This is a genomic window from Actinopolymorpha sp. B11F2 (assembly GCF_040195635.1).
Taxonomy (GTDB): domain Bacteria; phylum Actinomycetota; class Actinomycetes; order Propionibacteriales; family Actinopolymorphaceae; genus Thermasporomyces.
Genome location: NZ_JBEFTX010000012.1, coordinates 1 through 24746 on the forward strand (window position 1 = coordinate 1; position 24746 = coordinate 24746).

Sequence of the window (24746 nt, forward strand, 5' to 3'; positions counted from 1 at the left end):
CCAAAGCCCGACGCGCCCCCAACCCGACCACCGAGGAGGTGAACGACAACACCATCCCGGCGCTCAGCGCCTAACCAACCAACGGATCACGCGACACGACCGATACACCACACCAATGGACTTGACCTGGGCTGCGCGGGACACACCGCACCACTGCGTCCCGGCTACGATCGCCCAGTGATGGGAGGATCTGCGAATGTCTGAGGCGTGGGTGACCGACAGTGACCTCCTCGCAGCGCAAGAGCGCTTTGCCGCACAGATACCCGGGTTCGTCATGCCCGTGGCCTACGGCGTGGCGCGCGAGGACGCGTCCGTTCTGACGTTCGGCCATGTGAACGCGCCCGGGGCGGTACGACCGCTCCCGGCGGCCGTGCTGGCCTCGGTGTGCGGCTACGTTGCTAGGACGGGGGTCTATCGGCTGGACCACGCGCAGTTCGCCAAGGTGGTCGAGCGTCTGGCTCCGGCCGAGGCTGCCACGCACATGCCGCACCCGAACCTGTGGTCGTGGCGCGATCTGTTGACCGATGCTGGCGCCGACAGCACCTTTCTCGGTTTCTTCGTTGCCGCCGTCGATGACCCGCCGGTCGACCAGTACGACGCGCAGTTTCGGCACCTGCTGGCACCCTGACCTCGGACGGGTGGTGCGCCCCGACCTCCCCCTGGCCCCGTCCTAGGATGCAAGGCATGGCGAAGGCAGGTGTACTCACTCCGCAGGCGACGGACTTCCCGCGCTGGTACCAGGACGTTCTCGGGAAGGCCGAGCTCGCCGAGAACGGTCCGGTTCGCGGCACCATGGTCATCCGGCCGTACGGCTATGCAATCTGGGAACGCATGCAGGCCGAGATGGACCAGCGCATCAAGGCCGCGGGTGCTCGCAATGCCTACTTTCCGCTGTTCATCCCCGAGAGCTACCTCAAGCGCGAGGCCGAGCACGTCGAGGGATTCAGCCCCGAACTCGCGGTCGTCACCCACGCGGGTGGGAAGGAGCTGGAGGAACCGGTCGTCGTACGGCCGACCAGCGAGACGGTCATCGGCGAGTTCATGGCGAAGTGGATCCAGAGCTACCGCGACCTGCCGCTGCTGCTGAACCAGTGGGCGAACGTCGTCCGGTGGGAGCTCCGGCCGCGGGTCTTCCTGCGGACCAGCGAATTCCTCTGGCAGGAAGGCCATACGGCGCACGCGACCCGGGAGGACGCGGCCGCCTACGCCCGCCGCATCCTGCACGAGGCGTACGCCGACCTCATGGCGACGGTGCTCGCGATCCCCGTGGTGGCCGGTGTGAAAACCCGCCGCGAGCGGTTCGCCGGAGCGATCACCACACTCACCTGCGAGGCCATGATGCGCGACGGCAAGGCCCTCCAGATGGGAACCAGCCACGAACTCGGCCAGAACTTCGCCCGCGCCTTCGACATCCGATTCCTCGACGCCGCCGGTGAACGGCCGTACGCCTGGACGACCTCCTGGGGATCCTCGACCCGCATGGTCGGCGGGCTGATCATGACCCATGGCGACGACGCCGGCCTGCGCATCCCGCCGCGGCTTGCCGCGACCCAGGTCGTGGTCACCGTCGTCAAGTCCGGCGAAGGTGTGGGGGAAGTGGCCGCCAAGCTGGTCGGCGACCTGGTGACCGCAGGTGTACGCGCCGAGTTGGATGACCGAGTGGATGTCGCCTTTGGGCGGCGGGCCGTGGACTGGGAACTGAAGGGCGTACCGGTCCGCATCGAGATCGGCCCGCGGGACCTGGCCGCCGGCGCGGTGACGGTCGTACGCCGAATCCCCGGAACCAAGGCGACCGTACCGATGGAGACCGTGCTGTCCGATGTGACAGAGGCGCTCGAGATCGACCAGGTTGCCCTTCTCGCGGAGGCGACGCAACTCCGCGACGCGCGGACCGTCGACGTGGCGTCGGTGGACGAGGCGGTGGCGGTGGCCGTCGACGACGAGGGCTGGGCGCGCATCCCGTGGGCGACCCTTGGCGAAGAGGGTGAGGCACGGCTGTCGGAGAGCGCGGTGACCGTGCGGTGCCTGATACGGCCCGACGGTGGCGTTCCCGACTCCGAGGACGAACCGGACCTGATCGCCGTGGTGGGCCGATCCTACTGACGGCGGACAACGGTACGGAGTTGCGGCGAAGCCCAACCCGGCGCGCGGAAGCTCCACACGTACGACGTTTTCAGGGTTCCTCTTCTCAGGAATTCAGCTGGAGCCGATAAGTCACAGCATCTAGCCTGGCGAAATGGTCACGAGGGTCAGGGACGCCAGGCCGTGGCGCATCGGGACGAGCGATGACGTCGCGTGGATCGACGAGGGCACGTCCATGGGCCGGACCATCACCGCCGCCATCCCACCGGTTTTCGAGGCGTACGCGACGATCATGCTTCCCTACGGAGGCGAGGGCCAGGACGCACACGACCGGACCATGCTCGCGCTGCTGAGTGAGCAGTCGGCGGGCCAGTCGTGGTGGCTGGGGTATCTCGACACCGGCGCCGATGACATCGTCTTTCCCGACGCGCCCACGGTGAGCTTGTATGCGGGGTGGCCGTATGTGTTGGTTGAGGCGGGGCCGGAGCAGGCCGCCACCTGGCGCCAGAGCGGAGACCTGTCGTTCTGGAAGGGTGCGCTGCCCAACTTGATGTTCCCGACTGACCACTCGTGGCTCGTTTCGACGCTGTGGGATGACGACTGGACCTGCATCGGCGGACCGGCCGAGCTGGTGGACAAGTTCCTGCGCCACCCCGCTCTGCAGGCCAGGCCGGTAGCCCTCGACCAGGACGCCACACCGCCAGGTCATCAAGCGCTGTAGCCCACTATCGCGAAGCGCGCCAGCCAGGCGGTTTGGCTCGTGCCGTCGATCGAAACAACACGGGTGCCTTCAGGATCCGGTTGTGGCGTCCTTCATGGCTGTTCCTATGCGATGAAGGTAGTCGGTGGCGTGGCCGTCATCCTGGAGGTCAGGGATGTCGAGGATGTACCGGCATTGATCAAGGGGCATGTGACGCGCGAACGCATGCGGATCGTTGATCAGCTCATCGAGCAGGTCTTCGCCCTCCACAAAGAACAGGTCGATGAGCTTGGGGTTCCCGTCGGCCGAGAGCAGAACGTGACGGTCGCCGATGTCGACCCGCGGCCCCCACCACCGCACATTCTGACGGCCCCAGGAATGCATGGCCTCGACCTCGTGCCGGAGATCACGCAGATCGGCGTCGGCTTCTGCTGGATGATCCCACTGCCGCAGAAATGTCCGCACCACACTGCTGTCCGGGGTCGTCAGGTATTCAAGCACGGCCAGATGTCCGCCACCGTCGAGTGGGGTCGCCAGCTCTATCCGCGGAATGTACCTGTTGCCTGCGCACCGCTCGCAGAGCTCGACGAAATATTTGTACGCCGGCTCGAACGGGCTGACCCGGGCCACGAGTCGACCACTCGGCGACCGATGAGCGTAGGCCCAGTCGCCACGACCGCACATCGCCCAACCCAGGCGCTCGAGATGTGCTCGTGCGACGCGGTGATCGAGCACGGGCCACGGCTCCGCAAGGAGCGGGACTAGTTCGCGATCCTGCATCGGCGAAGTCTGACACCGGCGTTGCGGGCGCAGCCACCGACTTTTGTTGTGGGCCTGCGGCTTGCCCCTGTGGCTAGTGGCCTAGGGCAACCCCCAAGCGTTCGGGAGGAGGTGGGCGTGGTCGTTGTATCGAACGAGCCGGGCCTTCATCTGGCCAATGTCAGGTAGCCAGCCGTCAGCGATCCATTCGGTGATCCCCGTGTCCGTGATCTCCGGGTAGAGGTACGACGCGTGGAACGGGAGGCTGAGGAACGCCCACAAACTCGCCCGCAGCGGGACGGTCTGAGTGACGATCACGACGGTGCCGCCCTCGTTGGCCAGGACGGCTTCGATGAATGCTCTGGCAGCCCGCTCGATACCCTCCCGATAGGACTCGCCGCCCGGCGACTTCGGTGCGTACGGAGACCAGTTGGCCAGCCGCTCCTGGGCGAGCGTGGCGAGCCACTCCTCGACCACCATGCCGTCACACTCACCGGAGTGTGGTTCGCAGAACCCGCAGTCCGGTTCCGGTTCCAGATCGCCGAGGGCTGGTGAGATGACCTGCGCGGTTTCGATCGCCCTGCGGGCGTTGCTGGAAAGCAACCGCGTCACATCGGCCAGCTCGCCGGTAGCGGCGAGGCGGTCCCTTAGCCGCTCCGCCTTGTCACGCCCCTCCTCAGACAACCCCAGATCGTCATGATCGAGCAGACGCCCCGGGTCGTGAGAGCGCTGGATGGCATTTCGGATCAGGACCAGTCGTGTGCTCGGCAGCTCACGCAGCTTGGGCATGACACCAATTCTCCCAGCCCCGCTCGGCAGCACCCATCCCTGGGAAGACGCCGCCGATGAGTTTTGCCGTGGCGGCGAGTCAGTAGGGCAAGAATCAAGAACTCGCGAAAAGAGGCGTCATGACTCAGCCCAAGACTCACACCCTGGAAGTGCCCGGCGCGGTGCTGCATTGCGACGTCCGGAGCAACGATTCCAGTTCGGCGCCGGTCCTGCTGTTGATCGGGTCGCCGATGGGTGCCAGCGGGTTCCTTACCCTTTCCGGACATTTCGCCGACCGTACGGTCGTGACCTACGACCCGCGCGGTGTGGAGCGCAGCGAGCGTACGGACGACGCCACCGAGTCCACGCCTGATGAGCACGCGGACGATCTGCACCGACTGATCTCGGCGCTGGACGCCGGACCGGTGGACATCTTCGCCAGCAGTGGTGGCGCCGTCAACGCGCTGGCCCTGGTGGCCCGCCATCCGGAGCAGGTCAGGACGCTCGTCGCGCACGAGCCGCCGGCCGCTCAGGTGCTGCCCGACCGCGAGCAGGCGCTTGCCGCGTCCGTGGACATCCACGAGACCTATCAGCGCAGGGGCCTCGGACCGGCGATGGCGAAGTTCATCATGCTCGTCGCCCACAAGGGACCGATTCCGCCCGATTTCGCCGACCAGCCCGCCCCGGATCCTGCCAACTTCGGGTTGCCGACCGAGGACGACGGTTCCCGGGACGATGTGCTGGTCGGGCAGAACATCATTTCGTGTACGCACTATCAGCATGACCTCGAAGCCGTTCGTGCGGCATCGACTCGCGTCGTCATCGCCGCCGGCGCCGAATCCACTGGGGAAATGGCTCACCGGGCCGCTGTGGCAATGGCCGAACGGCTAGGTACGAAACCCGTCACCTTCCCCGGCGACCATGGGGGATTCCTTGGCGGCGAATACGGCATGAAGGGCGAGCCGGACGCCTTCGCCGCCGCCCTGCGCCAGGTCCTGACCTAGGCATCTTCGCTCATGACTGCGGCCCGCTGCCTGGGCAGGAGACGTACTCCTCGAACTCGGCGATGGTCCTGACGCCGTCGTCGAGAACGGCGGCGTAGATGCTGGCGCTCGTGATCGTGTCCCGATAACGAGGATCACTCCAGTACGCATCCTTGATGTGCAGGATCGCGTCGCGGGTCTCAGGCGTGAGTCGCCGGACAAGCGCGCGAGCCCCGGCACTGGCCTCCTCGAACTGGGTGGCGTCCACGGCCCAGATGTCGAACTTCCAGGCGCCGCTCCTCGTGTCACCGAGTCGGACACCCCAGTAGAGACCGCGTCCTTCCGTGCGACTGTCGGTGAAGAACGCCTTCCACGCATGGAAACGCACCGTGACCTTCGCGCCGAAGGCAAAGTAGTCTTCGATGCTCACGTCCGGCGCGTTGATGTAGAGGTCAAGATCGCGCCACGTCATGAGATCGTAGAAGTAACTTCCGCCGACAAAGGTCTCGCCAAGCGGGCGAGCTATCGCCAGAAGTCCTTGCTCCTCGAGCACGGCATCGGCTTCACGGCGAAGTCGAGCCGCCTGGTCGTGGATCTGCATGGAAGTCGCTCTCCTCCGCCTACGAAGGCGCTACGGCAGGCAGCTGCGCGAGAGTCCGCGCCCACCGACGCAGTCCGGAATCTGGAGCAGTCTCGCAATATCGGCTGAACTGGTTTCGGACATCGGATCGTCGGACGCCACCCACCATCAGAGGCGCCGCATACGACGGGATGTCCGCACTGACAGGGGTCCATCCCGCCGCGACGCTCGCCGCGCCGTCTGCCGGCGACTCCAGGCCGAAGTAAACTTCCGCAACTCCGAGGGTCATCGCGGCACCGAGGCACATGAGGCATGGCTCGAGGTTGACCGCGAGCCGCAGTGGGTGAGGTCGCGGGCGCCACCCCAGCGATTCGTCGGCCTGGGCCATGGCCAGTAGGTCCGCGTGGACCAGGCGCCGCTTTTGCGCCTTCTCCTGGGTGAAGGCTCTGCCAACGATGTCCTCGCCCATGACCACCACTGCCCCGATCGGTAGTTCGCCGCAGAGTAGCCCTTCCTCAGCGACTTCGATTGCCGAACCGATCATCTCGTGTGGCGTCATGAGCGAACGATACGCAGCCGCGAAACCGTGGTGGACAAGGGCCTCTGGCGAAGCCCTCTGCGAGCGAACACAACCAACTGACCGGTCAACGACGGCCGGCGTGTGACGTTTCCGGGAGCTGTGTGGTGAGCCTGTCCGGCCACTCTACGGCCAGACAACTCCCGGCAGATGTCGTTGCCCACTCCTCGCTCAGCGCCCGAAGATCCCGGATCGCAGTCTGGAAGTGCTGCACCGTATAAGGAAACGCGTCTTCGCGAACCGTCCCCCACAGTCCGTGCGCCCGCTTGATCAGACCACTCGACCTGCCATGGTGCACTGCGTCGTGGACCAGCGACGTCATCGTTTCGGCCACGGTGATGGACCGACTCCTGGTGTTCGTACGAAGAACCTGCTGCGAACGCTGTTTCGGGTCACGGCGCTGCCGACCGGACACGACGGTCATCCGCTCGAACATCGCCCCAGCGGCCATGCTGCCGAACACGCCGCCGGCCATCTCCAACGCTCGTTCGGTCGCGAAGTGTGCCAGGTCATGCGGCACCTGCCATCTCCCACCGGCGCCGGGCAGCGACACGACCACACCGTCACGTCGATGGACATGGACGGAGTACTGAGTGTCCCCATCGCGATGGAACTCCACCTTCATGTCCACCACCGTGACACGAGGGCTGCGCACCGCCCACCCGGATTTCGGCCGTGGGCAAGGGCGTTACGGTGGCATGATCACGGCGCCGCCTCGGCGGCGGCGGCGTGTGAGTCGCACGCGGCGTGGCCCGCCGGTGCCGCGCGAGTCAGGCTGTGTCGGCGTACGACGGTCCACAACGCCGCCGCGGCCATCGCGCATGCGGCCGCGGCGAACAGCATCCAGGATGCCGTGGCGTTCTCCAGCAGTCCTCCGAACCCACTACCGAGGGATGCTCCCACCAGGCCGGCCGCGACCATCGAGGTGTAGGCCTGCGTCAGCGCGCCTTCGGCGGCGACATCGTCGAGCAGGCTGGACGCGGCGATGCCAGCCGGCGCGTAGAGTGCGCCGAAGATCACCAGTACGGCCATCAGCGCCACAGACTGGGCAGCGGAAACGATCGTGACAACGACGATGCCACCCGCGCCCGCCGCCTGCGCGAGCAGAAGCCTCCTGGACCGTGGGATTCTCCACGACCGACCGCCGTACAGCGTTCCACCGGCGAGTTCGCCTGCCGACACGCAGGCGAACAGAACGCCCGCCACGGCGGGAGCGCCGTGATCGACGGCGGTAGCTGGGATCGCCACGCTGATGAGGCCGAACGCCGTTCCTCCCAGGAGACCGGCGACGAGCAGTGTCCGGGTCCCCGGGGTGGCGAGTGCCGTCTGCCGGGGTTGGCTGCGTACGCCGGAAGATCTCCATCGACGTGAGGCTCGTGTGGACGCGAAGACGAGCGCCGAGCTGCCTGCCAGCCCAGCGGCGGCCAGCACCGCAACAGACGGGCCGGCGAGGAGGAGTAGGCCCGAGACCACGAGCGGTCCGGTGATCATGGCGATATGGAACTGCATCGCCAGAAGGGCGTACGCGGTCTCGAGTTCGTCGGTGCGCCGCACCAGTGTCGGCCACAGCACCCGCATACTGCTGATGGTCGCCGGTATGCAGGCGCCCCCGGCCCCGGCGAGCGCGACGACAAGTGCTTCGGGCGCATGCCGAGTCGCCGCAAGGATCAGAAGGATCAACAACGTAGTGCAACCGAGACCCGTGCCGACCAGCACGCGTGTCTGGCCGTACCGATCGATCAGGCGCCCCTGGATCAGCAGGCCGCACGCGTTGCCGGCACTCAGCGCGCCGCTGGCCAGTCCGGCCGAGCCGAAGGAACTGGTGGTGGTGTGGACGAGCAACAGCACGCCGAGCGTGAGCATACTGATGGGGAGAGAGCCGAGAAAGCTTGCGAGCAAGGGTAATGGCGCTCCGGGAGCGCGAACGACGAGTGCGTAGGGGCGGAACACAGTCCTCCTAGGATGTGTCCCACCCGTCACCCTGTGCAGACGCTATTGGCCAAACAACGCACCGGCGGCACGTACACCGACTCGTCGCCGGTGAGTCTAGCGTCGCCGCGTGGTTCGTGAGAAGCGCGCAATTCTGGGCTGTCTTGGTGCGGGTGCTGCCGGCTGGATTCCTCCATCCGCTGCGGAGTTCAACGGCGGACGGTCACGATCTCGATGCCTTCGTTCTCGTCCGGCGGCTCGAAGATCGTCCGGTGGTGCCGGACTCCGGCCTCATCGATCGGGTGGCTGCCCGGAACGCCTGTCGCCGTCCTACGTGCCACCTGCTCGACGGCAGTCTCCACCGACACGTCGATGTGGTGGAGGATCGGGCGATAGCCGGCGGCCTCGACTCGCTGACGCCACGTCTGGCGGTGTTTCCTGCTCCACTGGTTCCCATCGAGAACGACGTCATGGCCGAGCGCCAGGACCTGCATGGCGGTCTCCCAGATGAGTGCTGTGCATCCCTCGACTCGCACGGCGTACTGCGGATCGTCGTACGGCAGCTCGTACAGCCGCAGCATCCACTCGTCGAGGCTGAACCGCACAGCCGGGAGCTCTGCGGCGAGGTGGCGAGCGTGGGTCGTCTTGCCCGCCCCCACCAGGCCGCACAGGAGGTGAACGCGCGGGGCCTCGGATCGCCCGGCGACCTGGTCCGGCAGCACTGTGTCACGACCTGTGGTCGGCAAGGACTTCACGGATCACGTGGCGCGCGTTGTCGGCCATCATCGGGTTGGTGTCCTGGTAGTACGGCAGTGCGATGAGTGCGATGGACAGCGCGCGACCGCGCCCCCGGATCCAGCTGGCGTCGTCGACCTGCAGGACGGTACGGAAGTCGTTTCGTACGCCGGCCGGCAGAAGGTTCCACGCGACGATCAGGTCGCAGGCGGGATCGCCGACGCCGACGGTCCCGAAATCGATGACGGCACTGAGCTGGCCGTCGACGGTCAGGAGATTCCCGGGCATCAGGTCGGCGTGGACCCAGACGGGTGGACCGGTCCACGCGGGTGCGCGCAGGGATGCCTCCCAAGCCGCGGTCACGGCCACGGTGTCGACCAATGTGCCCAGCTCGCCAATCGCGATACGGGTTTGCGCATCGAGTGCGGAGAGCGGCCCACCTCGGTAGGCAGGCGGCCCGCCCGGAAGATCGATCCGGCGTACGGCGGAGACGAACTGCGCCAGGTCCTTTGCGAGCAATGCAGGCTCGGAGAGCCTCTCGGGCGTGGGATTCTCTCCTTCGAGCCAGCGGTAGACCGACCACTGACAGGGGTATTCCTCCACCGGCTTTCCCCTCCCGAGCGGGACGGGAATGTCGAGGGGAAGGAGCGGAGCCAGCTGGGGCAGCCAGTGGTGCTCCTTCTCCACATCTTCGAAGAAGCCTGCCATCCGCGGGAGCCGTACCGCCATGTCGGGGCCTAGCCGGTACAACGCGTTGACGGTTCCACTCGAGGGGACGTGCCGGATCGGAAGGTCCGCCCACTGCGGAAACTGTGCGGCGAGCAACCCGCGGACGAGGTCGGCGTCGATGTCGATCTCGTCGGCATGCATCTTGCCTGCGCACATGGGGACCTTCTTGAACTGGGGTTGGGCCGACGCCTATCCGAACCGGTCGCGACGTCGCGTGTCAACTCACATTCCGACGACGCGCAGCCAGAGGTTGGTGGCCTGAGGCGCGTGCGTCAGACTGAGGCGTTCGAGTGTGACGTTGGTTCCGCCGGGGTGGTCGAAGAGCCGGACGCCATCACCGAGCAGGACCGGAGCGATGAGCACGAGGATCTCGTCGAGCACTCCCGCCTCGAGGCACTGCCGGGCGACGTCGGCGCCGAGAACGTTGACGTACTTCTCACCCGCGGCGGCCTTGGCGGCCTTGACGGCGGTGTCGAGGTCACCGACGAAGGTGACGTCGGGCACCGGTGTGTCCGGCGGGTTGTGGGTCAGCACGAACTGCGGTCCGCTCCACCCACCGCCGGCGAACTTGCCTTCCTTGTCCGCGTCGCCCTTGTGCGGATCGTCACCGCGGAAGGTGCGGTTGCCGACAAGGAGCGCGCCGATCTTCTGGAGGAGCTCACCGACGATCGGGTTGGGTCCGAGGTGCTCGGTCAACCAGGACATGTCGCCACCCGGACCGGCGATGAACCCGTCCAACGACATCGTGACCGAATACAGCAGCTTCGCCATGGCCTACCTCCGTCGACATCACATCTGACTGACCTTCCTTGAGACGGTGGATCGCCGGAAAACTCATCGGTCCGCCGCAGGCAACGCGGTCGGCAGGTCGAACGCCGCGAACAGGTCGAGGTCGTGGAAGGCGGTGATCTCGACGATGTGGTCGTTCTCGATCTGTAGGACGGCGATCCCGAAGGCGGCATACTCATGGTCGCCGGGGCGCTGGACGTAGACCGCGGCGGCCGGCTGCCGGTTCGCCTGGGTCGGCACCATCTGGAACCGTCCCACGTAGCCCGGAGCGCCTGCGTCCCAGCTCGCCGTGAGTGCCGCGACGACCGCTCCGCGACCCTGGAACCACATCGGATAGGGCGGCATCGTCGTACGTACGTCCTCGGCGAGCAGTTCGGCGACTGCGGCGAGATCGGCACGCTCGACCGCGTCCATGTACCTCCGCAGCACCGACCGCTCCTGCTCGGTGGGCTTGGCTGAGGGTGCCCACTCCAGGCGGCGCTCTGGCAGGTGATCGCGAAGCGTTGACCGCGCCCGCTGCAGGGCGCTGTTCACCGATGCCACGCTGCCCTCCAGCAGCGCGGCGGTCTGCTTGGCTGGCCAGCCGAGTACGTCGCGGAGGATCAGCACCGCCCGCTGTCGAGGCGGCAGGTGTTGGATCGCTGCAAGGAACGCCAGCTCGATCGTCTCCCTGGCGACCACCACGGCGTCGGGTTCCGCCTCGCTCGGGGCAGCCGGCTCCCACCTCCCCTCCGTGCCGATCAGGCGATCGGGGAAGGGCTGCAGCCAGGCGATGTCGGTACGCGGCGGGAGCCCGACGCTCGGATCCGTTGGCCCTGTCAGGTGATGAGGAAGCACGCGGCGGGAGCCGTCCTCGAGGACGTCGAGGCAGGCATTTGTCGCAATCCGGTACAACCAGGCACGGATCGTCGAGCGGCCCTGAAAGCTCGCGAGGTTCTTCCAGGCGCGAAGGAAGGTCTCCTGCACAAGGTCTTCGGCGTCGTCGAACGATCCCAGCATCCGGTAACAGTGCACCCGCAGCTCATCCCGGTGCCGTTCGGTGAGTGCGGCGAAGGCCGACTCGTCGCCCGCACGGGCGGCGGCGACTACCTCGTCGTCTCCTGCGTTCACCGTCGCCTCCGCAGCTACACCGATCGCCAATTCGGACGTGGTGAGAACGCTACGACCACGCGTTGCGGATCAAGAGACGAGGTGACACTGGAGATAAATGCCCAGCAAACAGGAACTGCCGCGGACCACCTCGCGGCCCTAGCTGTCTTCGGTGGGGCATCTCGCGCGGATGGAATGGAGTGCCTTGTACGCAGGATGCTTCCGCACCGGCGCGGGTCGATCGTCAACGTCTCCTCGATCCAGGCGTTCGCGCTCTGGCCGCGGTATTTCGCCTATGGTGCGGCCAAGGCCGCCATCGTCGCCATGTCGCGCAGCGTGGCGGTCGACTATGCGGCGTACGGGATCCGTTGCCATGCGGTCCTTCCAGGTTCGATGCGTACGCCCATGTTGGAGTCGACGTTCGTGCCGGGCGAGGACCGTGTCGAGGCGTTGCGGCGCGAGGGCGAGGTCTCGCCGATGGGTCGGGTGGCTGATCCCGGCGAGGTGGCAGCCGTGGTGGCGTTCCTGTTGTCCGACCAGGCGTCATATGTCAGTGGAGCGGAGATCGTCGTGGACGGTGCGACGACGGTGCGCGGCTTCCCGGCACCCCCGCTCGTGCTGTAGCGCAGCCGTCAGGCGGTCAGAGCCCTGACGAGGAAGACGCCTGGGTCCTTGACGACTTTTCGGCCCCGTCGTCATCCAGGTATCGCGTCGGGATCTGGCTGGGAGGTGGGCGGCGAACAGGAAGAGCGCGAACATCGCCAGGATGGGAATCCATCGGGGGTCGTTGAGCATGAGGTCGGACGCGGTCTGCTGCCGTTCGGCGGTGGTGAGTGATTGGGTGGTGTGCTCGTTTTCGGCCCATCCGAGCCGGGCGGGAACGAACGCCAGGTAGGTCCACACGCGCATCGCGAAGTGCATGGCGGCGCCGGCGACAAGCAGCACGCGGCGCTTTCCGGGGCGCCAGCCGAGGTAGAGGACGCCGGGCGGTCCACGCATGCGGGTCCTCAACTGAGGATCCTGGAGCGCTAGACGCCGATGGCGCCGTCGATGCGCTCTCGAAGTACGTCAGCATGGCCGTTGTGCCGGGCGTCGTGGTTGCTTGCTACCAGTGGTGTAGGTGTGGACGGAAGTCGGCGTAGGCGTCGTCGAGGTAGTACGGGACGACCGCTCGGCCGGGTGGTGTGATCGCGTCGATCCGGGCGAGGTCTTCGTCGTCGAGCGTGACGTCGATGGCGGCCAGCTGTTCGGCGAGCTGGTCCGCGGTTCGGGCACCGAGGACGACGCTGCTGACGGCCGGCTGCGCGAGGAGCCAGGCGAGGCTGAGTTGTGCGGGCGTACACCCTTTGTCAGCGGCGATCTCGACGATCGCGTCCACCACCGGGTCGACTCGATCGCCGAAATGCTTGACGTCCCAGTCGCCCTTGCTGCCGCGCGTGAGCCGGACGCCGGAAGGTGAGGCGCCGTGCCCGTATTTGCCGGTCAGCAGACCGCCGGCGAGTGGGGACCAGACGGTGATGCCGATGCCGTAGCTGCTGGCCATTGGCAACAGTTCCCGTTCGACCCGGCGGTCGAGCAGGGAGTACGGCGTCTGCTCGACGACCGGACGGTTGAGGTGGTGCTCCTTGGCTGCCCAGAGCGACTCGAGCAGCTGCCAGGCGGCGAAGCTGCTGGTGCCGATGTAGCGGATCTTGCCGGAACGCACCAGATCGTCGAGTGCTCGGAGCGTCTCGTCGATCGGGACCCGGGTCGTTGGGCGATGGACGTAGTAGATGTCGAGGTGGTCGATGCCGAGCCGGCGCAGCGAGGCCTCGCACTGGTCGACGATGTGTCGGCGGGAACTTCCGGCGGCATTGGGATCGTCGTCGTCCATCGCGCAGTGGAACTTGCTCGCCAGGACGATCCGGTCACGGCGTCCTGCCTTCTGGAGCAGTCGGCCGAGCAGTTCCTCGCTGGCTCCGCGGCCGTAGACGTTGGCGGTGTCGAGACTGTTGATACCGGCGTCGAGAGCAAGGTCGAGCTGGCGGGCGGCGTCGGCTTCGTCGACCGCGCCGCCGAACAGCATCGTGCCCAGGCTGAACGAGGTGACGGAGACGCCGGTTCTGCCGAGGGGTCGGTACTGCACGGGTGATCCTCCACTTGGTCGTCCGGATAGGTAGTGGGTTCGTGGCCGTTGTCGCGTGGGCTTGGCCACGGTCAGGGGCTGTGTGTGGCGGCGAGCAGGATCTTGCCGGTGACGGAGCGGTCGGCGAGCCGTCGATGCGCGGTCGCCGCCTCGCTGAGCGGAAGCCGGTCCACGATGCGCGGGGTGAGATTGCCCTTGCGCACTGCGGTCAGCACGGCATGTGTTGCGCGAGCATGGGCGGTCGCATCGCTGAGGTAGTGGCTGGCCGACGCCCAGCGCAGGGAGAGGGACCCGGCGGTACGGTGGGGCGCGGTGATCCCGGAGAGCCGATCGAGGTGGAACGGTGGGGGCGTCCCGGTGATGGCCCCGTACATGACCAGCGTTCCTCGTCGATCCGGCTGCCGCATGCACCGCGACCGTCTTCCCCGCGACGTTGGTCCCGGGCACGAACGGAAGCGTTACGGGGTACGGCGTACCGGCACGGTGCTGCAGGTCAACGTAGTTGATGCCGATCCAGTGGTTACGGACAAGGACCCGATCACCCTCCGGGTGCGGGGATTCGATCTCGGTCGGTGTCAGGACGTCCGGCCCGCCATGGTCAGCGATCTGAACGGCCAGCATGGCGGCGTCCCTTCCGAGATCTGGACGGGTCGGCTGGCCGTGTCGCGGCATCGGCAGCCGGTGCCGCAGTGCTTGACCGAACCACGAGCTCGGTGGCGAGGAGCTGACTGGAGCCGGCCTCGCCGGTGCGGAGCCGGTCCAGCAGCAGCTGGGCGGCGAGCGCACCCTTGTCGCGTGCGGGCTGTCGCACGGTGGTCAGCGGTGGCTGGGCCATTGCGGCGGCAGGCGAGTCGTCGAAGCCCACCACCGACACGTCGGCCGGTACGCGCAAGTCCTGCGCAGCCAGCTCCGCCATCACGCCGAGGGCCAGCTCGTCGCTCAGACAGACCAGGGCCGTCGGTCGGGGGACGGCCTCGAGGAGCAGGCGAGCGGCATGCCGGCCATGCTCAGCGTCGTTGGCCGGGCAGGACACCATGACTGGCGGCGGGACGCCGGCATCCTCGCATCCGTGGCGCCATCCGACCATGCGTTCACGGACGACGTAACTACGACTCGTGGCGTTGTTGCCGACCAGCACACACTGCTCGGCAGCTGCTCCGGAGTCGCCGGCAGCGACCGCGACCCCCGCGATCGCGGCGTGGCCCTGCGCTGCCAGGTGGGCGACGGCGGCCTCGGCGCCAACGCGATCGTCGACGTTGACGCAGGCCGTTCCGGTCTCGGGCGCCTGGTCGACCAGAACCGACGGGATGGCACGCTTGCGGGCGACCGCCAGGCCGGGGGAGTCCTCATCGACGGAGTAGACGATCAGCCCGTCGACCATCGCCCGCGACATCGGCCCGCTGCCGCCGGACCGTGGAGCCGACAGCACGGTCAACGCATGGCCCGCTTCCTGCAGCTGCCCGGCGACTCCAGCGAGGAACAGCGTCGACACCGGGTCGCTGAACGCATAGCCCAGGTCGTCGGTGAACAACACGCCGATCGAGTCGGTCCGGCCTTTGCGCAATGACGCCGCCAGTGGGCTCGGACCTTCGTAACCGAGTTCGCGCGCCGTCGCGAAGATCCGCTCCCGCAGCTCCGCCGACAGCTTCTCCGGACGCGAGTACGCGTTCGAGACCGTCGTCCGGGAGACACCCAGAGCCTGGGCGAGACTCAGCAGCGTCGTCCGGCTCACAGGTCACCTCCCGATGTTGGTGAATCGATCAACCTCATGTGAATCGATAAACTACCGGGCAGCCGAAGGATTCGTCAAACGCCCTGGGAGACCACGCGAGGCATCATAACAGCACTTACATAAGTGCTGTTATGATGCCCGTCATGGCGCCATCTCGCGAACGTCCTCCCGACCGCGATCCGCACCGCTCCACCGCGCGTGGACCCGAGTCCACTGCGCCTGGACCGGACCCGACCGAGGACAGTCGGTGGCGGCCGTTGCGTGTCCTGCTGTCGGCGATGGACGACGAGATCGCGCGCCTCTACGCGGAGCGTGGAGTGTCGGGGATCCGGCCGCGCTACACCATGCCGCTGATCCGGCTCCGCCACCGTGGCCCGATGACGATCCGGGAACTCGCCTCGGAGCTGCAGGTCACCCACTCGGCGATGAGTCAGACCGTGAGCAGCCTGCGCCGCGAGGGTCTGGTGCGTACCAAACCGGGAGCCGACGCGCGCACCCGCGAGGTCGTGCTGACAGCGCGCGCCCGGAAGGTGCTGCCGTTCCTCGAGGCGGAGTGGCGTGCCACCGAGCGGGCGGTCGCGGATCTGGAGGACGAGATCCCGTACGCATTGAGCCAGGTAGTGCGGGATCTCGAGGCGGCGCTGGAGCGGACGTCGTTCCGCGACCGGATCGCGCGACACCTGGCCGACGACCACGACGAGGAGTCGCGCCCGTGAGCATCGTCCACGGGCTGGTCGACGTCCGTCCGCTGCGTACGAGCGCTGCTTTCCGGCGACTCTGGATGGGCGGCAGCCTGTCCGGGTTGGGCGGGCAGCTGACGCTGGTTGCCGTGCTGTACCAAGCATGGGAGCTGACCGACAGCCCTGCAGCGGTAGGCGTCCTGGGCCTGGCGCGCGCGGTGCCGATGGTGGTGTGCGGGCTGGTGGGCGGTGTGTTGGCCGACGCGGTAGACCGCCGCCGGTTGGTTCTCCTCACCATGGTCGGACAGCTGCTCGCTGCCGTGGTCCTGGTCGCGCAGGCGGTGGCGGAGCTGGGGTCCTTCGGGACTCTGCTGGCGATCGTCGCGATCCAGTCGACCTGCTCGGCTCTCGGAGCACCCGCGGCGCGGACCTTCGTACCGCGTCTCCTACCGGCCGACCAGGTTGCCGCCGGCATCGCCCTGAATCACCTCAGCTTCCAACTGGCCATGCTCGTTGGACCTGCGGTGGCCGGAATGGTCACGGCAGCCTGGGGGGTGAAGATCTGCTATCTGCTGGACGCGGTGACGTTCGTAGCCGCGGCCTACGGCGTGTTCGGTCTGCCGTCGATGCGCCCCACCGGCGAGGCGAACCGGCCGGGACTCGCGGCGATCTGGGAGGGCTGGCGATTCGTCGTGCGCCGGCCCGCTCTGTCCGGCGCCTTCGCGACGGACATGTTCGCGACGGTGCTCGCCATGCCGATCGCGTTGTTTCCGGCGATCAACGACGAGCGGTTCGGTGGGCGCCCCGAAACGCTCGGCCTGTTCTTCTCCGCGATCGCCGTGGGCGGGATCACCGCGGGAATGCTGTCCGGCACCCTCACCCGTCCGGGGCGTCCGGGCGTGGTCATGCTCGTGACCGCCGGGATGTGGGGCGTGGGGCTGACGGGGTTCGGCCTGGCGCAGCACCTGTGGTTGGCCCTCGGCTGCCTTGCCGTCGCGGGTGCCGCGGACACGCTCTCGGTCATCTCGCGTGGAACCATCGTGCAGCTGGCGACGCCCGACTCCCATCGCGGCCGGGTCAGCGCCCTCGAACACATCGTCGGTGTCTCAGGACCCGATCTCGGCAACTTCCGTGGCGGTCTGGTGGCGGGCGTGACCAGCGCCAGCTTCGCGGCCATCTCCGGCGGGATCCTTTGCGTCGTAGGGATCGCCGGGGTAGCGGCGACCAACCGGGCGCTGCGACGTTTCACCACCACATCTGGCGACGCCTGCGCGGAGCCGGAATCCAGTCGTACGCCGCAGCCGGAGAGCACTGCCTCGACGACCACGTCCTAGCGGGTCGAGTGCTGCATGCGAAGGGCGGGTCGAGTGCTGCATGCGAAGGGCGGCCCCAGCCGCATTGAACGAATGGACCTGCCGCGTCGCCGAGATCAGCATGGGTCGCCGTGCTCACCAGGCGTCAGGCGCTCGGTGGATGCGCTACGCAAAGTGCTCGTGTTCGGCATAGCGTGGCGGGTCTTCGAGCTTGACGCCGCCCACCCACACCACGTGGTGGGTCACCTCGATTCCACCGGCCGCATCGCTGTGGCGGCGGGTGAAGAGTTCGAGGCGCGGATCGTCGGGCAACGGCAGTGGCTGGCCCGTCCAGGCCCAGATGCCGCACTGGAACTTGAGCCATTCGTACACATCGGGGTAGTAGCGCTTCGACACGATGTCGGCGGCCACGCGAATCCCGACCCCACTGCGTTCCATCGCGACCTTCACCTGGTCAAGTGTCCTGATGGTCTGGTTGAGGGGTGCCGCGTCGCCGAAGACCTCGCGGACCTCCTGGTGATGTAGGTCGCCGATGACCTCGGAGAAGATCAGTCCACCGGGACGCAGCACGCGAAGTGCCGCCTGCACGCCACGGGTCTGGTACCCGATCGGACCACGTTCAGAGAAAACCAGGTCGAAGGGCTCCGGCCACGGGTGTTTCGGGAGGTCGTCGAGCTCGAGATGCAGGAGTTCGACGTTCGTCACGCCGGCGGAGTCCTTCGCCTTGCTCGCCAGGTCGAGGTGCGAACGATCATTGTCGATGCCGACACCCTCGCGGAATCGGTTGCTGTGCCGGACCAGCGTGGTGCCGTCGCCGCATCCGATGTCGAGGACACGCATGTCCGGTCGCAGTTGTGAGCCGATGAGGTCGCCCGCGAGGGGATTGAGGCGTGCATCGATCCGGCACACCGGAGGCGGGCCCTCGTAGTAGGAATAGCTTTCGCTCAACACCTCGGCCAGGTGCGCGCGATCGAGCGTCATAGGTCTCCCTCGGTGGTGGTTCAGGCCGCCGCCCTCGCCGCCGCCCAGGCCGAGCGACTCCCCCGGCAGGGCCCCGGGTCCTACGCGCCACCACGCCGTCGACTCGCCGACAAACCGAGAGCTATCCGCCGGCGGCGAGGCGGCCAGTCGCGAAGTACGCCTTGCACACTCCGTCGTCGGCGTAGTCGGTGGCGATCTCGAGCACTCGCCGGCCGTCCAACGACGGGACGAGCGTCGAGCTGTAGTTCGGGCAGTAGTTGTTGTACGCCTCAGGAACCGCCACGGGTGCGGGGATCTCGCGCCATGGCCCCCTGTCGTCGTCTTCGCTCACCATGAGGGTGGCACCGTTTCCAGCGGCCGTCGTGCCGTCGGCGTTCTGCAGGAGCTGGCCGACCAGGACGATGCGTGCACTGCCGTGCGGCCTTGGAATCACGGCGATCGTGGGTGTGTGCGTGAAGTACCGGCCCGATGCGGCCAGGATCATCGTTCCGGCGTCAGTGGGATCCCCCCAGTCGGAACCGTCCGGTGATGTGCGGGAGTAGACCGCGCAGTCGTACTGCCCCGGCACACCGCAGATTTCGTACACCATGAGGTAGGTGCCGTCGGGAAGCCGACGGACGACGGGCATGCCAGGGCGGAAGGCCCCCGGTCGGCTCTGCACGGTGACCTGCTTGGGTTCCCAGTTCACCCCGTCGGTGGAGACAGTTCTCGCCAGCTGCTGGCTGCCCTCGACCCCTTCGGACTCGTCGGCGAAGTGACAGACCAGTCGTCCGGCCGCATCGACGGAGAACTCCGGCTCCCACATCCCACGCGGGCTTGGGGATTCGGCACAGTTCGACAGGTAGGTCCAGGTCCGACCGAGATCGCTGCTACGCCAGACCCGCTGCGTCATCCGTCGGTCTGGGCCGGCATCGGCCCCCACGCTGCCCGCCCACAGCAGCGTGCCGGCGGGCAGGTCCCCGATCCGTCGCGGGAGTTCGAAGATGCTCGCGCAGCAAAGCCCCGGAGTGCCGGCCTGCTCCGACGCCGGAATCGCACCGACCTGCTGGAAGCTGCGGCCGTCGTCGACGCTCTCCAGGATCGCACCTTCGCCGCCGCGTCCGGTGAACGTCACCACACTCGCCATGATGCGGTCGTTGGCTGTGCCATTGTGCTGGAGCCGAATCGCCCGTGGATAGAGCGACACCTCGCCGGTCAGCAGTTTCGGCGACTCTGCCGTACGGCTGGCAAGGCCACCCCGGTCGACGTCATCGGTCGACTCGCCGGCCGTCATCCCGGCTCCACCGGCCGTCCTAGCTGGCACCTCGGCTGTCGCGACGCCTCCAGTGACGACGCACGCTGCGGCAAGGCAACCGGCAACAAGAGCGAGTCTCATGTTCTCCCCACCTCTCACGCCATCCGGGCGTCGGCACATCCGAACAGTGAGCCGCCTCAAATTAGGGAGCCGACGTAGCGGTGTCAACGTCATGGGGTAGAGCTGGCCACCTGCCGCTTACGCCCATCGCTCGTTCGGCGGTCGTACCTCGATCTGGCCACTCTCGGCCGCGAGTGGTGATATTCGGTCTTGACCCTAAAACCGGTCAGCGGCAGGGTTGCTGCAACCCCTCCGGCAATCCGTCAGGAGACGAAGCGATGGCATCCCTGCATGAGAAAGGCCGCGGCGTATCCCGCAAGGACCTGCTCAAGGCGGGAGGGGCGCTGGCGCTCGTCGCCGTTGGCGTGCCTGGGTGTGACCTGCTCTCTACCGACCCGGGCAGCGACCGGTCCGGCGCAGGCCGTGGCGCCCGGGGCATGGAAGCGCCAGACCTGGCCAAGAAAGTCAAGGACGGCACACTTCCGGCCGTGAAGAAACGCCTGCCGGAGAAGCCCGTCGTCGTTCAGCCCGTCGACCGGACCGGACAGTACGGCGGAGAGTGGCACACGGTGCTGCAGGGCAGTGCCGACTCGTCGTGGGCCAACCGCATCCTCTGTTACGACTACCTCCTGCGTTGGGACGCCGAGTGGAAGCAGATGCTTCCCAACCTGGCTGAGCGTTTCGAGGCCAACGCCGAGGGCACCGAATACACCTTCGTACTCCGCGCCGGGATCAAGTGGTCCAACGGCGAGCCGTTCACGGCCGACGACATCGTCTTCGCTCAGAACGACGTCCTCAACAACACCGACCTGTGGCCCGTGGCACCCTGGCCCGCGCAGGCCGAGAAGATCGACGACCTTACCGTACGCATCACCCTCGCAGAACCAGACGGACTCTTCCTGCAGCGGCAGTGCACCGCTCTGGGCCGCTACCTCATCGCGCATCCACAGCACTATGTGAAGCAGTTCCACGTCGATCACCATCCCGAAGCGGCCGCGATGGCAGAGGCCGACGGTCTCGAGGACTGGATGGCGTTGTACACCGCGAAGGTGGACCCGCTCCTCAACGTCGACCTTCCGGTCCTTTCGGCATGGAAGTTCAGCCGCCCCGCCGACGGTGGCACGCGTGCTGTCGCGGAGCGCAATCCGTACTACTGGAAGGTCGACACGGACGGACGGCAGCTTCCGTACATCGACCGGGTCGTCTTCGAAGTGATCAGCGACGTGCAGGTCATGGTCACCAAAGCCGTGGCCGGCGACTTCGACATGCATTGCCGGCACTTCAACACCCTGACGAACAAGCCGGTGCTTGCCCGTGGGCGCGCGAGAGGTGACTACGACTTCTTCGACCTGCGTTCGGGATCGATGAACCATACGCTGATCCAGCTCAACCTGACGCACAAGAACCCGATGTTGCGGAAGATCTTTCAGAACAAGGCGTTCCGGATCGGTCTCTCACACGCGATCAACCGGCAGGAGATCATCGATACGGCGTTCCAGAAGCAGGGAGAGCCGTGGCAGACCGCTCCGCGCCCGGAGTCGGAGCTCTTCGACGAGGAGATGGCCAAGCAGTACATCGACTACGACGTCGACCTGGCCGAGCAGCACCTCGACGAGGCCGGCTATGCCGACCGCGACGCCAACGGTCGACGACTCGGCCCGGACGGTAAGCCGATCACCTTCTCCCTCGAGTTCAGTGGCGAGCTCCGCCCCGAGTGGGCCGACACGGCGCAGCTGCTCGCGACGTACTGGAAGGCTGTCGGCATCACCGTCACAGCCCAGTCGCGCAACCGCGCACTGTGGACCGAGCGGGTGGAGGCCAACGAACACGATGCCGTGATCTGGCAGGGCGACCAAGGGGCGTTCAACGCGCGTGCCACCATCCTCGAACCGTTCTACTTCTTTCCGCAGAACACGGGATCGCGCTATGCCATCCGGTGGGCAGAGTGGTATGCGACCGGCGGGGAGTTGGGCGAGGAGCCACCGGAACCGAACAAACGCCAGATGGAGCTCTACGACCAGATTCTCGCCACGACCGACCAGGACCAGCAGGTCGCGCTGATCAAGGAGATCCTGGCGATCGCCAAGGAGGCGTTCCAGGTCATCGGTGTGGGACTCGAAGCCAGTGGATACGGCATCGTCAAGAGCACCTTCCACAATGTGCCCGCCGAGATGATCGACACCTACACCATCCAGACGCCCGGACAGACCCATGCGGAGCAGTACTTCATCCAGGCATAACCATCCAGGGCGCGTCGAGTCCGTCGTGGCCGTACGAATTCACGTGTCGGATCGCCTGGACAGGATCTCCGCGACGAACCGGTCCTTCCCAGCGATGTAGGCCCGGCGGTCACCGGGATACTTCACGGCGAGCTCCTGTTTCAGCCGGGCGTACGCATCTCTGGCTTCGGGGTTGGCTCTGAGGCCTTCCCGAAAACGCACATAGTCTCGCCAGACCGGACCGTCGACGGTGACAACGTGAAGGTTCACCAGCCGGTGGCGCGGCTGGTCCTCCCACCCGAACATCAGGTCGACGACATCCGCGTCACCGCTACCACGGTAGAGAAAGCCCAACCTCTCCAACGCGGCGGAGAGTGCGGTCGGGTCGATGCTTCGCGGGAGGCCGACCGCGATGTCAAGGATGGGTTTCGCCGCCAGTCCTGGCACCGAGGTCGAGCCGACGTGTTCGATGTCCACGTCCATGTCCACGTCCGCCTCGGCCAAGGCCGCTTGGAGGTACGCGGCAACCTTCTTGTACACCTCGGCCCATCGCGGACTACTTGGCACCACACTGACGACACCTCTGGTGAGGCCAAGACCTGATCCGTCGAAGAAGTCCACGGACTGTAGTATCGCTGAGGTGCGAACCGATGTGTACGTGGCCGAGTGGAGCCGAATGCCGTCATCGCAGCGAGCAACCGAAGCGCACCGGCCATCCTCGCGTTCCGCGTGACGTAGCGGTCTGCTACGTCGGTTTCGTTCGGCGCGCACGTCGCCAAACCGTGGTTACGAGAGCAGGGTGAGTAGGCGTTCGGCTTGCCGCCGCGTCGTGCCGATCGGATTACGGGCATGGGCAGGTCCCCCTGGCAGAAGCATGAGGAGCCAGACGAACGCGCACAGTCGACGCAGCTCGCCCAGTCTGGCCAGCTCGACGGGTGTGAGATCGAATGCCGTCAGCAGTGCCGGCACGTCCATCGCACCGCCGATCCAGGCGGACAGGTGCTCGACCAGTTCGGCGATCTCATAGGCCCGGTCGCTTCGGCCGGAGTCCTCGAAGTCGACCATCATGACCTGCGTACCGTCCCAGAGGTAATTGGCGAGATTGCCGTCCGCGAGGCCGAAGACCGGCGGCGGATCGGCTTCCACCACATCGGCAGACAGTTGTTGAATCCACGCCGATCCCATGTCGTACGCCTGGCGAACCAACGGGTCGGTCCCCAGCTGAGGTGGGGAGGCGATCGAGTGCGCTACCTGCCCAACAAGCGCGGCGGGATGTCCGATCCGTCGCGGCAGTTTCGCCAGCTCGTACGCCGGAATCGCCCGGTGAAGTCGGCCGACCGCAGCCGCAAGCGCGTCGATCTGTGCCGACGTGAGAGGCGAGGAACGCAAGGGCTCTGCGGCAAGTCGGGACATCACGACGGTGGGAGGAACGCCGGTCAGGTCCGCCCTGATCGGTCGTGGCGCGAGCCCAGGCAGGTGAGCGGCGAGCAACGTCAGGCCCGCCCATTCGCGCCGATGCTCGCCGCGACTCCACGACCGGAAGCGCTTGATCACGATGTCTGCACGAATGGTGACGTCGTGGGTGGAGGAGCCGGTGCCATGCACGCCCGTCCTCCTCGGCTCGAACCAGCCAGTCCCGAAACCTCTGTCCAGCAAGGCGGTTCGGCCAAGTACTCACGTCGACGGTCGGTTGATCGACTCGACAGCCGCGAGCCAGATGTCAGTGAAAGCGTCACCGTCGACGTCGTCGAGTACCTTGATGGCCCGCCCGTCCGATGTGGGGTGGAATCGCAACACATGGTTGTCAAGGACGGGTTGCAGGCGATGCTCGGTCACCTCGACTCCTTCCCACCCCACTGCCACCGCACAGGTGAGGGGATCCCAGTGGAAGTTGAGGAGATCGTCCGGAAGACCGGAGTGGGCGCGACCGAGTTCCCGCAATCCGTTGTCGCGTCCATAGACCTCGGCCTGCTGTGCCAGGAGTTCCCCGAACGGTCCGGCAGCGCGGAGTCGGGGCAGATCGGCAGTGCGCAGATGACCCTTCATGGTGCCCGGCAACGTCGCAAGGGTGAGATCTGCCGTCTGCGCGACGATGTCGGCGGCACGCGCATCCCATTGAACGTTCCAGTCCATGTCCGGTCCCCACGCGGGAAGACCGTCGTCGGGCGGATGAACCCAGCCACCCATGACCACCACGGGCGCGCGGCCGAGAAGACCCGGCCGACTCACCTCCAGCATCGCCAGATTCGTGCAGGGCCCGATGCCGACGATCGTCGCGCCCAACTCCACACTCTGCTGGAGCAGGTCCAGCGCCTCGCCTGGCCGAGCGGGCAGTGGCACAGCTGTACGTGGCCAGTACCTCTCGTCGTCCACGATCGGGTCGGCGCTCCGTAGCGTCGTCAGTGACAGTTCGGCGCCGGCGGCGAGGGGAATGTCGCGGCGGCCGACAAGATCGAGGCAGTACGCCGCATATCCAGCCCGGCGACCCCCAGGATCGATCGTGGTCGTGATACCGACGATCTCCACGTCGGGCCACCCGAGAAGCAGCCCAAGCGCGCAGATGTCGTCCGGGTCGCCGCCGAGATCGGTGTCGAGATGGATCCGCACCCCATGAGTGTGCCC

26 protein-coding genes and 1 pseudogene are annotated in these 24746 nt (G+C 66.9%); 9 read left to right on the forward strand and 18 right to left on the reverse strand.

All coding sequences use genetic code 11. The features are described 5' to 3' along the window. Positions 1-196 precede the first annotated feature (196 nt). From ABN034_RS20925 to ABN034_RS20940, 4 genes are all read left to right on the forward strand, one after another. Positions 197-628 carry a hypothetical protein gene (locus ABN034_RS20925; protein WP_349692683.1) on the forward strand — a complete coding sequence of 144 codons (432 nt, stop codon included), beginning with the start codon at positions 197-199 and terminating at the stop codon, positions 626-628. 56 nt (positions 629-684) lie between these two features. Then, positions 685-2103, forward strand: coding sequence for a proline--tRNA ligase (gene proS, locus ABN034_RS20930; protein WP_349692684.1), 1419 nt, complete (start codon positions 685-687; stop codon positions 2101-2103). Between the two features lie 133 nt (positions 2104-2236). After that, on the forward strand, positions 2237-2803 hold the full coding sequence (locus ABN034_RS20935) for a hypothetical protein (protein WP_349692685.1): 567 nt from the start codon (positions 2237-2239) through the stop codon (positions 2801-2803). Positions 2804-2932: 129 nt separating this feature from the next. Further along, complete coding sequence (locus tag ABN034_RS20940; protein WP_349692686.1) at positions 2933-3547, forward strand: hypothetical protein; 615 nt, start codon at positions 2933-2935, stop codon at positions 3545-3547. 96 nt (positions 3548-3643) lie between these two features. Here the strand turns inward: ABN034_RS20940 and ABN034_RS20945 are convergent, their stop codons facing one another. Then, on the reverse strand, positions 3644-4330 hold the full coding sequence (locus tag ABN034_RS20945) for a histidine phosphatase family protein (RefSeq protein ID WP_349692687.1): 687 nt from the start codon (positions 4328-4330) through the stop codon (positions 3644-3646). A 119-nt stretch (positions 4331-4449) separates the two neighbouring features. Here ABN034_RS20945 and ABN034_RS20950 point away from each other — a divergent pair, with 119 nt between their 5' ends. After that, the gene (locus ABN034_RS20950; protein WP_349692688.1) at positions 4450-5313 is read left to right on the forward strand and encodes an alpha/beta fold hydrolase; all 864 of its coding nucleotides are present in this window, start codon (positions 4450-4452) and stop codon (positions 5311-5313) included. Between the two features lie 10 nt (positions 5314-5323). On the opposite strand, the gene ABN034_RS20955 is transcribed toward ABN034_RS20950, so the two are convergent. From ABN034_RS20955 to ABN034_RS20985, 8 genes are all read right to left on the reverse strand, one after another. Continuing rightward, a complete protein-coding gene (locus tag ABN034_RS20955; RefSeq protein ID WP_349692689.1) occupies positions 5324-5893 on the reverse strand; it encodes a hypothetical protein in 570 nt (189 codons plus the stop codon). Between the two features lie 19 nt (positions 5894-5912). Continuing rightward, on the reverse strand, positions 5913-6431 hold the full coding sequence (locus ABN034_RS34485) for a deaminase (RefSeq protein WP_502879069.1): 519 nt from the start codon (positions 6429-6431) through the stop codon (positions 5913-5915). 85 nt (positions 6432-6516) lie between these two features. Continuing rightward, positions 6517-7074 carry a hypothetical protein gene (locus ABN034_RS20960; protein ID WP_349692690.1) on the reverse strand — a complete coding sequence of 186 codons (558 nt, stop codon included), beginning with the start codon at positions 7072-7074 and terminating at the stop codon, positions 6517-6519. A 77-nt stretch (positions 7075-7151) separates the two neighbouring features. Beyond that, on the reverse strand, positions 7152-8429 hold the full coding sequence (locus tag ABN034_RS20965) for an MFS transporter (RefSeq protein ID WP_349692691.1): 1278 nt from the start codon (positions 8427-8429) through the stop codon (positions 7152-7154). A gap of 158 nt (positions 8430-8587) precedes the next feature. Beyond that, positions 8588-9124, reverse strand: a complete 537-nt coding sequence (locus tag ABN034_RS20970) for a P-loop nucleotide/nucleoside kinase family protein (RefSeq protein WP_349692692.1) — start codon at positions 9122-9124, stop codon at positions 8588-8590. Next, complete coding sequence (locus tag ABN034_RS20975; protein WP_349692693.1) at positions 9105-9998, reverse strand: aminoglycoside phosphotransferase family protein; 894 nt, start codon at positions 9996-9998, stop codon at positions 9105-9107. The genes ABN034_RS20970 and ABN034_RS20975 overlap by 20 nt, the downstream gene beginning before the upstream one ends. A 66-nt stretch (positions 9999-10064) precedes the next feature. Next, the gene (locus tag ABN034_RS20980) at positions 10065-10613 is read right to left on the reverse strand and encodes a dihydrofolate reductase family protein (protein ID WP_349692694.1); all 549 of its coding nucleotides are present in this window, start codon (positions 10611-10613) and stop codon (positions 10065-10067) included. A gap of 63 nt (positions 10614-10676) precedes the next feature. Next, the gene (locus tag ABN034_RS20985; RefSeq protein ID WP_349692695.1) at positions 10677-11741 is read right to left on the reverse strand and encodes a sigma-70 family RNA polymerase sigma factor; all 1065 of its coding nucleotides are present in this window, start codon (positions 11739-11741) and stop codon (positions 10677-10679) included. 174 nt (positions 11742-11915) lie between these two features. Here ABN034_RS20985 and ABN034_RS20990 point away from each other — a divergent pair, with 174 nt between their 5' ends. Further along, positions 11916-12344 (forward strand): SDR family NAD(P)-dependent oxidoreductase, encoded by a 429-nt coding sequence (locus ABN034_RS20990; protein ID WP_349692696.1) that lies wholly within the window; start codon positions 11916-11918, stop codon positions 12342-12344. Positions 12345-12825: 481 nt separating this feature from the next. On the opposite strand, the gene ABN034_RS20995 is transcribed toward ABN034_RS20990, so the two are convergent. The 4 genes and pseudogenes from ABN034_RS20995 to ABN034_RS21005 all read right to left on the reverse strand — a co-directional run bounded on the left by ABN034_RS20995 (position 12826) and on the right by ABN034_RS21005 (position 15577). Continuing rightward, entirely contained in the window at positions 12826-13845 is a 1020-nt protein-coding gene (locus tag ABN034_RS20995; RefSeq protein ID WP_349692697.1) for an aldo/keto reductase, read from the reverse strand. 71 nt (positions 13846-13916) lie between these two features. Further along, on the reverse strand, positions 13917-14252 hold the full coding sequence (locus ABN034_RS21000; RefSeq protein WP_349692698.1) for a zinc-binding dehydrogenase: 336 nt from the start codon (positions 14250-14252) through the stop codon (positions 13917-13919). A gap of 1 nt (position 14253) precedes the next feature. Next, a pseudogene (locus ABN034_RS34490) lies at positions 14254-14517 on the reverse strand (alcohol dehydrogenase catalytic domain-containing protein); the annotation flags it as partial. Further along, the gene (locus ABN034_RS21005; RefSeq protein WP_349692699.1) at positions 14444-15577 is read right to left on the reverse strand and encodes a LacI family DNA-binding transcriptional regulator; all 1134 of its coding nucleotides are present in this window, start codon (positions 15575-15577) and stop codon (positions 14444-14446) included. The gene ABN034_RS21005 and the pseudogene ABN034_RS34490, both read right to left, overlap by 74 nt. A 143-nt stretch (positions 15578-15720) precedes the next feature. Here ABN034_RS21005 and ABN034_RS21010 point away from each other — a divergent pair, with 143 nt between their 5' ends. Beyond that, the gene (locus tag ABN034_RS21010; RefSeq protein ID WP_349692700.1) at positions 15721-16293 is read left to right on the forward strand and encodes a MarR family winged helix-turn-helix transcriptional regulator; all 573 of its coding nucleotides are present in this window, start codon (positions 15721-15723) and stop codon (positions 16291-16293) included. After that, a complete protein-coding gene (locus tag ABN034_RS21015) occupies positions 16290-17591 on the forward strand; it encodes an MFS transporter (protein WP_349692701.1) in 1302 nt (433 codons plus the stop codon). Before ABN034_RS21010 ends, ABN034_RS21015 begins: the two co-directional genes overlap by 4 nt. Positions 17592-17735: 144 nt before the next feature. Here ABN034_RS21015 and ABN034_RS21020 read toward each other — a convergent pair whose 3' ends face one another. After that, positions 17736-18551 carry a class I SAM-dependent methyltransferase gene (locus ABN034_RS21020; protein WP_349692702.1) on the reverse strand — a complete coding sequence of 272 codons (816 nt, stop codon included), beginning with the start codon at positions 18549-18551 and terminating at the stop codon, positions 17736-17738. Positions 18552-18672: 121 nt separating this feature from the next. Continuing rightward, entirely contained in the window at positions 18673-19824 is a 1152-nt protein-coding gene (locus ABN034_RS21025) for a sialidase family protein (protein WP_349692703.1), read from the reverse strand. A gap of 359 nt (positions 19825-20183) precedes the next feature. Here ABN034_RS21025 and ABN034_RS21030 point away from each other — a divergent pair, with 359 nt between their 5' ends. Next, on the forward strand, positions 20184-22145 hold the full coding sequence (locus ABN034_RS21030) for an ABC transporter substrate-binding protein (protein ID WP_349692704.1): 1962 nt from the start codon (positions 20184-20186) through the stop codon (positions 22143-22145). A 39-nt stretch (positions 22146-22184) separates the two neighbouring features. Here ABN034_RS21030 and ABN034_RS21035 read toward each other — a convergent pair whose 3' ends face one another. From ABN034_RS21035 to ABN034_RS21045, 3 genes are all read right to left on the reverse strand, one after another. Continuing rightward, positions 22185-22745: a GrpB family protein gene (locus ABN034_RS21035; RefSeq protein ID WP_349692705.1), complete on the reverse strand. Its 561-nt coding sequence runs from the start codon at positions 22743-22745 to the stop codon at positions 22185-22187. 165 nt (positions 22746-22910) lie between these two features. After that, positions 22911-23729, reverse strand: coding sequence for a phosphotransferase family protein (locus ABN034_RS21040; protein ID WP_349692706.1), 819 nt, complete (start codon positions 23727-23729; stop codon positions 22911-22913). A 69-nt stretch (positions 23730-23798) separates the two neighbouring features. Further along, on the reverse strand, positions 23799-24731 hold the full coding sequence (locus tag ABN034_RS21045; protein WP_349692707.1) for a nucleoside hydrolase: 933 nt from the start codon (positions 24729-24731) through the stop codon (positions 23799-23801). Between the last annotated feature and the right edge of the window lie 15 nt (positions 24732-24746).